The sequence below is a fragment of the Vreelandella sp. GE22 genome (genome assembly GCF_968212445.1).
The window spans coordinates 550,442-563,451 of the sequence record NZ_OZ309110.1 but is presented as its reverse complement, the minus strand read 5'-3'; the positions used below and the strand labels follow the sequence as shown (position 1 = coordinate 563,451).

Genomic DNA, 13,010 nt, shown 5'->3' with positions numbered 1-13,010 from the left:
CGCTTGGCATGGGTGTGTTCGACTACCCCCGCTTACGCTAACGTTACCTAATTATCGCACCACGAGGAATCCGGCTTGTCACACTTACCGGTAATTGTCGGCATGGGCGGCATCAATCCTGCTGGCAGAACCTCGGGCCATCAGGCCTTTCGCCGCACCGTGCTTGATGCGCTACCCGCTGAACAAAAGCGTCACACGCTGGAAGGCCTGGCGGCGCTGATGCGCTTGGCGATTCACACCGAACAAGGCTGGCAGGACGCCCAGGGGGCCCCGCTCGAGGAGCCGGCCGAGGCGCTTGCCGAGCAGGTTCTGCGCCATACGCTGATTCGGCGTAACGAAGACCCGCGCTTTTTAGCCCCGGGCCTGCCCGCTGGCCGCCAAGCCGATATGGCCCTCGATGCCCCGTTACGTTTCACGCTGCGCCGCCGCCAGCTACCGGAGAACCTGCCCGCCGACTGGACACTCAGCCCCGCCGAAGATACCCGTCACGTCAAGGTGACCGTGCCCGGTGGCACACTGAGCGCCCTACTGCCCGATGCCCAGATACCTAAAGTCGTTGCCGCCGCGCAGCTACCGGCGGGGTTCGACCCGGCCAGCCTCTATCGTAGCGTGCACCACCCGCGCGGGCTCGCCATGGCCATTTTTGCCGCCAGCGACTGCTTGGGCGCAAGCGGGCTCGACTGGGAGAGCCTGCGCGCGCGCCTGGACCCGGATAACATCGCCGTTTACGCAGGCAACTCCATCGGCCAGCTGGACGACGAGGGCTGGGGCGGGCTAATGAAAAGCCTGGTGACCGGCAACCGTGCCACCTCCAAACAGATGCCTTTGGGTTACGGGCAGATGCCGGCGGACTTTTTGAACGCTTACGTGCTGGGCAGTGTCGGCAGTACCGGCGCCGCACTTGGCGCCTGCGCAAGCTTTTTGTACAACCTGCGATTGGGAATCCACGATATTCGCGCCGGGCGCGCCCGGGTGGTCATGGTCGGCACCTCGGATGCGCCGATCACCCCGGAAATCATCGAAGGGTTTCGCGCCATGGGGGCGCTGGCCGACGACGCCGGCCTCAAGGCGCTCGACGCGCTGACGCTTTTGACCGACGCCGACTACCAGCGCGCCTGCCGGCCCTTCGCGCAAAACTGCGGCTTCACCATGGCCGAGGCGAGCCAGTTCGTCATGTTGATGGACGATAGCCTCGCCCTCGAGGTCGGCGCCAATATTTTGGGCGCGGTGCCGGATGTATTCGTCAACGCCGACGGCTTCAAGCGCTCGATCTCCGCGCCGGGTATCGGCAACTACATTACCCTGGGCAAGGCGGCGGCGCTGGTGCGCGATATGCTGGGCGAAAAGTCGCTGGCGACGAGAAGTTTCATGCACGCCCACGGCACCAGCACGCCGAAAAACCGCACCACCGAGTCCCACGTGCTCCACGAGATCGCCCGGGCCCACGGTATAGAACAGTGGCCGGTGGTCGCGATCAAGGCGTTTATCGGTCACTCCCAGGGTTCGGCGGCCGGCGACCAGCTGGCAAGCGCGCTGGGCAGCTTCAGCCACGCCCTGCTGCCCGGCATCCCGACCCTTGACGCGGTGGCCGACGATGTCTTCGCCGAGCGGCTACGCTTTTTCAAGGAGCCGATCGCCTTCGAGGCGGACGCCAGCTTCATCAATGCCAAGGGCTTTGGCGGCAACAACGCCACCGGCGTGGTGCTTTCACCAGGCGTCACCGAGCGCCTGCTGACCCAGCGCCACGGCGAAGCCGCGATCAGCGCCTGGAAAAAGCGCCGCGAGGCGGTCAACGCCACGGCCCAAAGCTATCTCGACCGGGCCAGCCGCGGGCAGTTCGCGCCGCGCTACCAGTTTGGCGAAGCGGTGCTCGAAGGCCCGGAACTGGACATCAGCGCCGAGCGCATCCATATTCCAGGCTACGCGCAGCCGGTCTCCTTGAAAGCCGACAACCCCTTCGGCCGGCTCGACGACCAGGAGAGCTTTTAACATGAGCGCCGAGCACCCGACCATCGCCGTTTATCCGGGCACCTTCGACCCCATCACCAACGGCCATTTCGACCTGATCGAGCGCGCCGCGCGCATGTTCGACCAGGTCATCATCGCCGTGGCGGCAAGCCCGGGCAAGACGCCGGCGCTTTCGCTTGAAAAGCGCATCGAACTCAGCGAGGCGGCCTGCGCCGAGCTTGGCAATGTCTCGACGGTCGGGTTTTCGTCGCTTTTGACCACCTTGATGGGGGAGCTGGATGCGCGCATCATGCTGCGCGGCATTCGCGCCGCTTCCGACTTTGAGTACGAGCTGCAGCTTGCTAACATGAACCGCGCGCAGAACCCGGAACTCGAAAGCGTTTTTCTCACGCCGGCGGTGGAAAACTCCTATATTTCGTCGACCATCGTACGTGAAATCGCAAGGCTCGGCGGCGACGTCTCGGCTTTGGTGCCATCGGCGGTCGTCGACGCACTACGCGAGCGCTACGCCAACGCGCGCTGAAGCCCTCTGCTTCACCCTGATGCGCGGCAAGCGCGCCAGGGAATTCGCCATTCAAGAGGTAATAGCCATGGCCCTGATGATTACCGACGAATGCATCAACTGCGACGTCTGCGAACCGGAGTGCCCCAACGATGCGATTTCACCAGGTGACGAGATCTACGTGATCGACCCTGGCCTTTGCACCGAGTGCGTGGGCCATTTCGACGAGCCCCAGTGCCAGCAGGTCTGCCCCGTGGATTGCATTCCGCTCGACCCCGAACGCCCGGAATCCAAAGAGCAGCTTTTGAAGAAGTATCACATCATCACCGCCGCCTAAGCCGCCCGTGCGCATCTGGGCGCTTGCCTGGCCCATCATCCTTTCCAACCTCACCGTCCCGCTTTTGGGGCTGGTGGATACCGCCGTGGTCGGCCATCTGCCGGACTCGCGCTATCTGGCCGCGGTAACCTTGGGCGCGACACTTTTTAGTTTCCTTTATTGGGGCTTTGGCTTTCTGCGCATGGGCACCACGGGGCTCGTCGCCCAGGCCATCGGCCGCGAAAACCCCTCTGAGGTCAAAACCCTGCTCGGCCAGTCGCTTTTACTGGCGTTTTTTATTGGCGCCCTCCTGCTGCTGCTGGGCGCGCCCTTGATCGATTTAGGGCTTTGGCTTTTGGATGGCAGCGAGGACGCTCAGGCGCTGGCCCGGGAGTACGCCGAGATCCGGCTTTGGTCGGCGCCGGCGGTGCTCGCCAACTACACGCTGCTGGGCTGGTTTTTGGGCCAGCAAAATGCGCGCGTCACGCTGATGATGCTGGTGCTGACCAACAGCGTGAACATTGTGCTCGATCTCTATTTCGTGGTCGGGCTGGGCATGACCAGCAACGGAGTGGCGCTCGCTAGCGTCATCGCCGACTACAGCGCGCTGGCCTTCGGTAGCTGGCTGGTACTGCGCCAACTACGCCTTTTAAAAGGCGCCTTCGATCGCGCGCGCCTTTTAACGCTTCACGCCTACAAGGCGCTTTTTAGCGTTAACGCGCATCTGTTCGTGCGTACGCTTGGGCTTTTGTTCGCCACGGCGTTTTTTACCGCCCAGGGCGCCCGCCAGGGCGATACGGTCCTGGCGGCCAACGCCGTGCTTTTGCAGTTCATCATGATGACGAGCTACGCCCTGGACGGCTTCGCCCACGCCGCTGAATCGCTGGTGGGCCGGGCCTTCGGCAAGCGCGACTGGACGCAGTTTAGCGCCACGGTGGGCGCGGCGGCGCGCTTTTCGTTCTACACTGCCGCATTGGCAGCACTTGCCTTTGCGCTGTTTGGTAATGCGATCATTGCGCTGTTGACCGGCCTTGGCGAAGTGCGCGCCGCCGCTGCCGTGTATCTGCCCTGGATGGTCGTCATGCCGTTGATTGCGGTGTGGAGCTACCTGCTCGACGGCGTGTTCATCGGCACCACGGCGGTGCGCGAGATGCGCAACAGTATATTTATCGGCCTGTTGGTCTACCTGCCCGCCTGGTGGCTTTGTCAGGGGCTTGGCAACCACGGGCTATGGCTTGCCTTCACGCTGTTCATGCTCACCCGCTCGGCGGTGCTGATCGGCTACTACGTGCACTACCGCCAAACGCGCTGGCGAAGCGCCGACGCCTAACATTGATCCATTGGTGGGGATGAAAAAACCACCCCGGGCTCGTATATTGAGCACGCGTTCCCAATAACGAATAAAGCGAGCCTCCCATGCTAAGGTTTATCTCCAGACCCGCGGTCAAGCTGGTCGAGCGCTATTTGCCCGACCCCTATATCTTCGTTTTGCTGCTCACCTTGATCACCTGCGTCGCGGCCATCGCCGTAGAGCGCCAAACCCCGCTTGCCGTGCTGCGCATGTGGGGCGACGGCTTCTGGGGGCTTTTGACGTTCTCCATGCAGATGCTTTTGGTGCTGGTGACCGGCTTCATGCTGGCGAGCTCACCGCCGGTCAAACGCCTGCTTCAGCGTCTGGCGGGCACCGTCAAAAGCCCGGGCGGCGCCATCATCCTGGTCACGCTGGTATCGCTTGCGGCCAGCTGGATCAACTGGGGCTTCGGGCTGGTGGTCGGCGCTTTGTTCGCCAAGGAGCTCGCCCGACTGATCAAGGTCGATTACCGGCTGCTGGTGGCCAGCGCCTACTCGGGCTTCGTGGTATGGCACGGGGGCCTGGCGGGGTCGATTCCGCTGACCATCGCCACCGAAGGCCACTTCTCCTTTGAGCAGATCGGCGTGATCGGCACCGGTTCGACCATTTTCGCCCTCTTCAACCTGGCCATCGTCGTGTGCCTGTTCATCGCGATTCCGCTGATCAACCGGCTGATGCTGCCCGCCGACCAGGAGAGCGTGTACGTGGACCCGGCGCTTTTGGACGACGAGCCGGAAACGACCGCGCGCACCACCCGCCCCGCCGAGAAACTCGAAAACAGCACCTGGCTTGCCCTGCTGATGGGCGTGCCTGGCCTACTGTTTTTGCTGGATCATTTTCTGCTACGCGACGGCGGCCTCAACCTGAACGTGGTCAATTTCCTGTTTCTGTTTTTGGCGATCGTGCTGCACCGCACGCCGCGTAACTTGCTCACCAGCCTGAACGAGGCGATCAAGGGCGGCGCGGGGATCGTCATCCAGTTTCCGTTCTACGCCGGCATCATGGCGATCATGGTGGAGTCGGGGCTGGCCCAGAGCCTGTCGGAGTGGCTGGTGTCGTTTGCCAGTGCCACCTCGCTGCCGTTCTGGTCGTTTATCAGCGCCGGTATCGTGAACATTTTCGTGCCCTCCGGAGGCGGGCAGTGGGCGGTGCAGGCGCCGGTCATGCTGCCCGCCGCCGAGGCACTGGGCGCGGACGTTGCCCGGGTCGCCATGGCGGTCGCCTGGGGCGATGCCTGGACGAACCTGCTGCAGCCGTTCTGGGCGCTGCCGGTACTCGCCATTGCCGGGCTCAAAGCCAAGGACATTATGGGCTTTTGCCTGGTTCAGCTATTTTTAACCGGCGCGATCATCTCCATTGGGCTGGTGTGGTTTTAACCCGCTCCGTTCGATGCGCGGCCCACAGTCGAACGGGTACGCGCTTTTCAGATTTTAAAGAAGGCTTTTGTATGACGGATACCCAACGCGCCGACGCCACGGCCCTGCCCGGTCAGCGCGAGCTTTCCATGACGGTGCTAATGACGCCGGACATGGCCAATTTCAGCGGCAAGGTACACGGCGGTGCTATTCTCAAAAAGCTCGACGAGGTGGCCTACGCCTGCGCCAGCCGCTACTCCGGCCACTACGTCGTCACGCTCTCCGTCGACCAGGTGCTTTTCAAGCAGCCCATCCTGGTCGGCGAACTGGTGACGTTTTTGGCCACCGTCAACCACGTGGGCCGTTCCTCGATGGAGATCGGCGTGAAGGTGGTGGCGGAAGATATCCGCGAAAAGCTGATCCGCCACACCAATAGCTGCTACCTGACCATGGTGGCGGTCGACCCCCAGGGCCAGCCCGCCACAGTGCCCCCACTTTCGCTCGATACGCCGCTTCAGAAGCTGCGCTTCGAGAAGGCGGCACTGCGTAAAAAGCTGCGAAAACAGGCCGAGCAGGAAGAAAGGCTCGCCCAGCAACACCTAAGCGACGAGTCCTAGCCCGTTTTTGACCACTACTGAAAGGAGTCTTCATGCTGGCCAGAGAGCGCCACCCCCAACTACCCAAAGCCGTGGAGTACGCGCACATCGGCTGGGATTTTTTCATTCTGGCCGTGGTGATCGTCAACCTGGCGCTGCTGCTGTTCGACTCGCTTTTTTTGCTGGACTGGTTTCGCCAGGGCCTGGAAAGTACCGCCCCCGGCTTTCACGACGCTTACCAGCGCACCATCCATAGCCGGTTTTTCGCCATCGACCTGGTGTTCGTCACGATATTCGTGATCGACGTGCTGCTGGGTTGGATCGCCGCCGTCGTCGAGCGGCGCTACCACCGCTGGTTTTTCTACCCGTTCATCCACTGGTACGACGTGCTCGGCTGCATTCCGCTGGCGGGCTTTCGCTGGCTGCGCGCGCTCAGGCTTTTGTCGCTGATCAACCGCCTGCACCGGCTGGGTTTGATCAACGTGCGCAACTGGTCGAGCTTTCAGTTCGTGGCCAAGTACTACGACATCCTGCTCGAAGAGCTTTCCGATCGTATCGCGCTGCGCCTGATGGGCAACGTACAGCAGCAGATTTTGGCGGCGGATTCGCTCACCGAGCGGCTGGTGGACCGGGTGATCATGCCCCGCAAGGCCGAGCTGATTCACGAGATCTCCCAGCGGCTGGAATCGACCGTGGGCAAGGCCTACGAGCAAAACCGCGCGTCGATCATGAGCTCCATCGATGGTTTGATCACCCGCACGCTCAACGAAAGCCCGGAGATTCAGCGGCTCAACCGTCTGCCGATGGGCGAAGCCGCCTCCAGCGCCATGCAGGCCTCGTTAAGCGGCGTGGCCCAGCGGCTGGTCGACGAGCTGGCCCTCGGCATTCACTCGTCGGATTTCCGTCAGCTCGTCGAGCGCACCGCCGAAAGCGGGTTTGAGAGCTGGCTTACCGTGGACGAAACCAGCGCCTACGTCACCGAGCAGGTGCTCTACGACATGCTGGAAATGCTCAAGGAGCAGGTGCGCCGTCAGCGCTGGAAAGACCGCTACGACTAAACGAGCACATTCGAACTACCCGCTAAGCGCTTCACACGACAAGGCCCGAAGAGATGAACAGCGAACTACTTTTACTACTAGGGCCGGTGGCGGTTTTCATTGTGTCGATGACCCTGACGCCGGGGCCGAACAACTTGATGCTGACGGCCTCCGGGGCGAACTTCGGCGTTCGCCGAACCGTGCCCCATATGGGGGGAATTCTGGGAGGATGCTTCGCCCTTTATGTGGCCATTGCACTGGGCCTGGGCGTACTCTTCGAGCGTTTTCCGATTTTGCAGATCACACTGCGCTGGGTGGGGAGCGCCTACCTGCTCTACCTGGCTTTCAAAATTGCCACGGCGCCCCCGCCGGATTTAACGGACACGCGCACCAAAGGAGCGCCGCTGACGTTTTGGCAGGCGGCGCTGTTTCAACTGGCCAATCCCAAGGCCTGGGTACTGGGGCTTGCGCTGATTGCCGGATTTCTGCCCGACAGCGGCTCCACGTTGATTAATGCGGTAATACTGGTGGGCTTTGCCGAGTTCGTGGCCATGCCCTGCTTGCTGTTGTGGGCGGTCTTTGGCGTGGCCATCGGGCGCTTTATCAAAAGCGACGGCGCCTGGCGGGCGTTCAATATCACCATGGGGGTTCTAACCGCCGCCTGTGTGGTGCTGATTTTGCGCTAGGCGCTCATTAACCGCAGCGAAACGCGCTGATACGCCCGGCCTCATCGACTTCAATGTTGAGCCGGTCCGGACGATGATCCATCGTGGCCGAGCTGTCCGGCGTGAGCACGCGAACGTCGCTCGCGCCGCTTTCGGCCTGCAGTTCGCGGGTGCGCGCATCGGTTAACTGCTCGCCCGTTACCTGGTCGAGTCTGGCAATGTCGCACTCGCCCCTAGGGGCGGTTTCGCTTACCCGCGGCGGCGGCGGCGCGCTAACGTCCGGGCTTGTGGGCGCCTGGGCGACGCCGGTGCTGGTCGCGCAGCCACTGAGAAGTACCGCCAGCGCCAGCGCGGCGGAACCGGTTTTGCACAATCGATTAACGCTTAACATGCCACTTATCCTTGTGAGTGCGTGGTGAACGGGCCGCGGCGTTCGAGTTGCACAACGGCCTGACATAAAAAAGCAGGCGAGAGAGTATCTCGCCTGCTTTTCGAACCCCGCTCGATCTTATTCGGCGGCGTCTTGTACGGCCTGGCCGCCCGCTTGAACGTCCTGGCCTGCACCTGACATGGTGTTGCAGCCTGCCAGAGTGGCGGCGCTAACCAGTAGAATGAAGCTCATCGCGATTAGTTTTTTCATCGTGTTCTCCTTAACATTTATGGGCCGGGGAAGCCTTCGCTTTAATAGGTAACGCAGGCATTGTGTTAGCGTAACAGCGTTTGGGCCATCGTGCCCGTTTAACGCACCGCCGCTCACCCGAATTAGATAGCAGTTGCCATGCTAGTCGTCAACATTTGAACCTGGAGCCCGCCCATGAGCACCTTTACGCTAGACCCTCGCCTGGCCGCCGATACCCTGGCGTTGGCCGACCTGCCGCTTTGCCGCGCCCTGTTAATGAACGATGCCCGCTACCCTTGGGTGATTCTGGTGCCGCGCTACGAGAGCGCCTGTGAAGTCTTCGAGCTAAGCGCCGAGGACCAAACCCGGCTTTGGCAGGAAGCGACGGCGCTGGGCAAAGCGATGAATAGTGCGTTCAAGGGCGACAAGCTCAATATCGCAACGCTTGGCAACGTGGTAAGCCAACTGCACGTTCACCTGGTAGTGCGCTTTGAAAGCGATGAAAGCTGGCCAGCCCCGGTATGGGGCAGGGGTGAAGCCGTGCCCTACACCCCAACCCAGCAAAGCGAGCGCCGCGAGCTGATTTTGGCGCATATGGACAAGCTCACCTTCTAAATCAGGGCGAGGCGCCAAAGGGCGCGGCGCTGCGCGAGGCGGGTTCGCTAAAAAGCGGCGAGCTCGCCGGCTGGTTAAACCCGGCAACCGAAAGCGACACCCCCAGCAGGATAATCACCGCGCCCCCTGCAAAGGCCGCCCAGGCCGCGGTTTTTTCCAGCACGCTTTGGCGCGACTGACGCTTGAGCCGCCGCGTGGCCCAGCCGCGAGCGAAAACGCTTGCCAAGGCCAACGCCGATACCGTCATCCCGGTGCCGACGGACATCGCAACGACCGCCGTCACGCCCACGTAAAACTGCCCTAAAAGCCCCGCAGCGCCCAGCAAAAGCACCGCTCCGGAACACGGGCGCATGCCGATCGCGCCCACGGTCATCAGCGCGGTGCGCCAATCGAGCGCCTGGTCGGGTTCGATATGATGCGCCCCGCCACAGCAGTGGTGGTGGTGGTGATGCGCCGGATCAGGTGTCGAAGACGGTCTTAGGCTCAAGGGCGAGGCCGCGACTGGCGCAAACGTCGCGCGCGGTGGCGCTTGATAGGCGTGGCGCAGTTGGCGGAGTGCCCGAACGCACAGCCATAAGCCCAAAAGCGCCACCAGCGCAAAGCTTGCCTGCTCGACCCAGACCACGCTGCCCATCGCCTGACGGGTCACGAAGCCAAACCCCAACACCAGCACCCCCACCATCGCGATGGCGGTGACGCCTTGCAAAAGCGATGCGGCGAAGGAGAGCCCTAGTGCCCGACGGGTCGCCCCGCCGTGGGAGGCGAGATAGGTGGCCAACACCGCCTTGCCGTGGCCCGGGCCCGCGGCGTGGAACACGCCATAGCCGAAGCTTACGCTCAAGAGCGTAAACCACGCCGAGGGCGAAGGCGTACGAGCAAGCTCGGTGACCGCCAGGGTGAGCGAGCGGTGCAGACCGCGCTGCCAGGCAAGCACCTGCAGGCTCGCGCCCTGAAACCAGCCGTACGCTGCGTAGGCTGCCAGCGCCAGGCAGACGGCCAACACCGCCGCGCCGAGGATTTTTTTCTTCGAAGAGGGCTTTTGTACGGCGGGGCTTTTGAAGGTGACATCACGCATGGCTACGACTCGGTGCAGTTAACGTGGCCGGTTTCAGCAAAAAAGCGTCCCAGATCGGGCTCGCCCTGCTCGCCCTTGTCCAGCAACGCGGCCTGTAGCACAAGCTCCGGGTCCGGGTCGGCGGGGGTTACGCTCAAATCGCAGGAAAGCTCACCGGCGAGCGCGAGCGCGCTTTCTGCGGGGGCGCCGTTTTGCTCCTCATGGACCACTTCGATGTAATAGGTCGGATCGAAAATCTGATACTCGAGCAGCGCGCCGTCGAGCGCCACCGGCTCCGCCAGGGGCAGCGTGAACATGTACACCAGCCGCTCGTTGCGCTTGAGGGTGGTGTACTCGCTAACCTCGCCAAGCGCCTGAGGTTCGCCATCGACCCAAAGCTCGGTGAAGTACCCCTGGGCTTCGAGATTATCGCGTATGTCCTGGCCCAACTGATCCAGCCCCTCCTCGAAACTTGCATCCTCCACCCGAGAGAGCTCGTCGAACACGATCAGGCTATAGAACGGGTCCATCCGCCAGGTCTGGCTGAGCGCCGTGGCCCGGCCCTGCTCGTCGGTCAAAACGTTCACGCTCAGGTCGATCCACCCGTGGGGGTGCGCCTGGGCGCCGGGGCTGGCAAGCACGCTCAGCGTAAAGGCCAGGGCGCCAAGCCTCGCCGGGCGTGTCGCCCAGCCGCCCAGTCGGTGCAAAATGCTCAAGGGGCTTCTCCCAGCCGCTGCTGCAGCTCGACAAGCCAGGGGTCGAGCAGGTACGGCGCCAAGGGTGTGGCGCCGCGCAGTGCAGAAACACGTACCTGGCTTGCGGTCCCTAGCGGTTCGACCTGCAGCATCAGGCGATACTCCGGCCAGCGAGCCAACGCGCCTTCCGCCCGCCCCAAGGCCAAATCGGCGTGGCGGATCACGTAGCCCTGGGCCACCATCAAATCCACCGCCTCGCGGAAGGTGCGCTCCGGCGCGGCGTTAAAGCGAAGCTCGCGCGGGTCGACCGGCTGGGTAGTGGCGCACCCGGCAAGCGCCAGGGCGCAGAACATCAGGGCGGGCGCTGCGAAAGCACGGCGAAAAAGCATCATAAGCGGCTCCCGGAGCGCTCGAAGGCGGGCAGCGCCGACTGAAAGCGCCGGCAGAAGTCGTCGTTGCTGGCGGTGCGCGATTCGCGTACATCGCGCACATGATCGAAGCGGCGAATATCACGGGATATACGCACGTGGTCGTTGTGGACCAGCACGCTCACCCGCTCGCTTTCGATGGGCTGCTGACCGATACCGATACCGGTGCCCACCCCAAGGCCGACCGAGGAGCCGCGGCCGATCCCCAGGCCGCCAAACAGGCGCACGCCGGAGCCGTAACGGTAGCCATCGTAGGCGTCGTAATAGCCCACCAGCTCCCGCTCCTTGCTAGCGCTCACCAGGCCAAGGGTGGTATCCGTCGTATCGAGCTCGAAGTCCCAGTTTTCCAGAAGCGCCACGCTCTGGATCACGAGATCCTGCGCGTCGGCGCCCTGGGTTGGAAAGTAGCACGCCGGCGCCGGTGCCGGTTCGGCGCGGGGCAGCTGATCCGGCACGGTCTGACAGCCTGCCAGCGCCATTAAACAGACGACCCCGATCGGTAGTGACTTCATGGGTGCTCCCTCGGCGTTCAAACCGGCTCTTGTAGGGTTGATAACGCAAGCCCTGGTACCCAACCTAGTGCCACGTTAAGCTCAGGCCTTAATTTCTCTTCCAAGACAAACAATTCATCATAAGGTTTTATGGAGGCTGCGTCATGAAGGTTGTGCTCTGCCCCGATAGCTTCAAGGATGCGCTGAGTGCCGAAAAGGCCGCCCAGGCCATGGCAAAAGGCGTCCGCAAGGCGTGCCCCTCGGCGACCGTGCACGCTTGCCCGCTCGCCGACGGCGGTGAAGGAAGCCTCGACGCACTGATTGCCGCCACGAATGCCAGCCGCTGCCAAATCGAGGTACACGACGCCCTGGGCCGACCCCGCCTGGCCAGCTGGGGCTGGCTCGCTGGCGAGCGCACCGCATTTATAGAACTGGCCGAAGCCAGTGGCTTGCAGCACTTGACCCCCCAGGAGCGCCGCGCCCTGCACACCAGCACGTTTGGCGTGGGCGAGCTTTTTCGCGCCGCCCTGGACGCCGGCGCCGAAAAAGCTTTGCTACTGCTGGGCGGTAGCGCCACCAACGATGCAGGCGCAGGGATGCTCCAGGCGCTGGGGGCGGTCCTTAAAGATGCCAGCGGGAAAACGCTGGCGCCGGGCGGCGCCGCGCTCGCCTCGCTCGACACCCTGGATCTGTCCGGGCTCGACCCGCGCCTTGAAGCGCTCAGTGTCGAGGCGGCAGTAGACGTGGATAACCCGCTTTTAGGCAGCCGCGGGGCAAGCGCCGTTTTCGGCCCGCAAAAAGGCGCCACTGAGGCGGATGTGGCCAGCCTGGATAAAGCGCTCGAGCGCTTCGCCGACGTTAGCGCGGCGGCGCTGGGGGACGACCATCGGGCGCTTCCCGGCGCCGGGGCCGCGGGCGGCATGGGCTTTGCCGCGGCGAGCTTTTTGAAGGCCAACCTGAAGCCGGGTATCGAGATCATCATGGCCCAGGCGAACCTGTCCGCGCTGATCGAAGACGCGGATTGGGTGATCACCGGCGAAGGCCGCCTGGACGGCCAGAGCCTGGCGGGCAAAACGCCGATTGGCGTAGCCCGGGCCGCCCGGCCGTACGGCAAACCGGTGGTGGTGCTAGCGGGCAGCCTGGGTGAAGGCTGGCAGGCGTGCCTCGAGGAGGGTGTGACGGCGGCCTTCGCCCTGGCCGACGGCCCCATGACGTTAGAGGAGGCGCTGGCGCGCACCGCCGAGCTTTTGAGCGCGCGCTGCGAAAGTATCACCCGGCTCTACTGCGGCGCCCCGGCGGTTGAAAAATAGCCTGGCCG

General features: G+C 63.3%; 16 protein-coding genes. 10 read left to right on the top strand and 6 right to left on the bottom strand.

What is annotated here, in order from left to right:
* Positions 1-102: 102 nt before the first annotated feature.
* From ACWHRL_RS02740 to ACWHRL_RS02705, 8 genes are all read left to right on the top strand, one after another.
* Entirely contained in the window at positions 103-1,989 is a 1,887-nt protein-coding gene (locus ACWHRL_RS02740; RefSeq protein WP_447530492.1) for a beta-ketoacyl synthase, read from the top strand.
* Between the two features lies 1 nt (position 1,990).
* Positions 1,991-2,491, top strand: a complete 501-nt coding sequence (gene coaD / locus ACWHRL_RS02735) for a pantetheine-phosphate adenylyltransferase (protein ID WP_447527751.1) — start codon at positions 1,991-1,993, stop codon at positions 2,489-2,491.
* A gap of 67 nt (positions 2,492-2,558) precedes the next feature.
* Positions 2,559-2,807 carry a YfhL family 4Fe-4S dicluster ferredoxin gene (locus ACWHRL_RS02730; RefSeq protein ID WP_447527750.1) on the top strand — a complete coding sequence of 83 codons (249 nt, stop codon included), beginning with the start codon at positions 2,559-2,561 and terminating at the stop codon, positions 2,805-2,807.
* A 7-nt stretch (positions 2,808-2,814) separates the two neighbouring features.
* Entirely contained in the window at positions 2,815-4,116 is a 1,302-nt protein-coding gene (locus ACWHRL_RS02725; RefSeq protein ID WP_447895136.1) for an MATE family efflux transporter, read from the top strand.
* 86 nt (positions 4,117-4,202) lie between these two features.
* Positions 4,203-5,513 (top strand): short-chain fatty acid transporter, encoded by a 1,311-nt coding sequence (locus tag ACWHRL_RS02720; RefSeq protein ID WP_447895135.1) that lies wholly within the window; start codon positions 4,203-4,205, stop codon positions 5,511-5,513.
* 71 nt (positions 5,514-5,584) lie between these two features.
* A complete protein-coding gene (locus tag ACWHRL_RS02715; RefSeq protein ID WP_447895134.1) occupies positions 5,585-6,109 on the top strand; it encodes an acyl-CoA thioesterase in 525 nt (174 codons plus the stop codon).
* A 32-nt stretch (positions 6,110-6,141) separates the two neighbouring features.
* A complete protein-coding gene (locus ACWHRL_RS02710) occupies positions 6,142-7,146 on the top strand; it encodes an ion transporter (protein WP_447895133.1) in 1,005 nt (334 codons plus the stop codon).
* Between the two features lie 53 nt (positions 7,147-7,199).
* Entirely contained in the window at positions 7,200-7,811 is a 612-nt protein-coding gene (locus tag ACWHRL_RS02705) for a LysE family translocator (RefSeq protein WP_447895132.1), read from the top strand.
* Positions 7,812-7,818: 7 nt separating this feature from the next.
* Here the strand turns inward: ACWHRL_RS02705 and ACWHRL_RS02700 are convergent, their stop codons facing one another.
* Positions 7,819-8,181, bottom strand: coding sequence for an I78 family peptidase inhibitor (locus ACWHRL_RS02700; RefSeq protein WP_447895131.1), 363 nt, complete (start codon positions 8,179-8,181; stop codon positions 7,819-7,821).
* Between the two features lie 117 nt (positions 8,182-8,298).
* Positions 8,299-8,430: an entericidin A/B family lipoprotein gene (locus ACWHRL_RS02695; RefSeq protein WP_447527743.1), complete on the bottom strand. Its 132-nt coding sequence runs from the start codon at positions 8,428-8,430 to the stop codon at positions 8,299-8,301.
* Between the two features lie 174 nt (positions 8,431-8,604).
* Here ACWHRL_RS02695 and ACWHRL_RS02690 point away from each other — a divergent pair, with 174 nt between their 5' ends.
* The gene (locus ACWHRL_RS02690; RefSeq protein WP_447527742.1) at positions 8,605-9,024 is read left to right on the top strand and encodes an HIT domain-containing protein; all 420 of its coding nucleotides are present in this window, start codon (positions 8,605-8,607) and stop codon (positions 9,022-9,024) included.
* Between the two features lies 1 nt (position 9,025).
* Here the strand turns inward: ACWHRL_RS02690 and ACWHRL_RS02685 are convergent, their stop codons facing one another.
* The 4 genes from ACWHRL_RS02685 to ACWHRL_RS02670 are packed head-to-tail and all read right to left on the bottom strand — an operon-like array spanning position 9,026 to position 11,713.
* Positions 9,026-10,099, bottom strand: a complete 1,074-nt coding sequence (locus ACWHRL_RS02685) for a nickel/cobalt transporter (protein ID WP_447895130.1) — start codon at positions 10,097-10,099, stop codon at positions 9,026-9,028.
* 2 nt (positions 10,100-10,101) lie between these two features.
* On the bottom strand, positions 10,102-10,794 hold the full coding sequence (locus tag ACWHRL_RS02680) for a DUF1007 family protein (RefSeq protein WP_447895129.1): 693 nt from the start codon (positions 10,792-10,794) through the stop codon (positions 10,102-10,104).
* A complete protein-coding gene (locus ACWHRL_RS02675) occupies positions 10,791-11,165 on the bottom strand; it encodes a hypothetical protein (RefSeq protein ID WP_447895128.1) in 375 nt (124 codons plus the stop codon). The genes ACWHRL_RS02680 and ACWHRL_RS02675 overlap by 4 nt, the downstream gene beginning before the upstream one ends.
* Positions 11,162-11,713: a hypothetical protein gene (locus ACWHRL_RS02670; RefSeq protein WP_447895127.1), complete on the bottom strand. Its 552-nt coding sequence runs from the start codon at positions 11,711-11,713 to the stop codon at positions 11,162-11,164. The genes ACWHRL_RS02675 and ACWHRL_RS02670 overlap by 4 nt, the downstream gene beginning before the upstream one ends.
* A gap of 143 nt (positions 11,714-11,856) precedes the next feature.
* On the opposite strand from ACWHRL_RS02670, the gene ACWHRL_RS02665 reads away from it, so the two are divergent.
* Positions 11,857-13,002 (top strand): glycerate kinase, encoded by a 1,146-nt coding sequence (locus ACWHRL_RS02665; RefSeq protein ID WP_447895126.1) that lies wholly within the window; start codon positions 11,857-11,859, stop codon positions 13,000-13,002.
* The last annotated feature ends 8 nt before the right edge of the window (positions 13,003-13,010 follow it).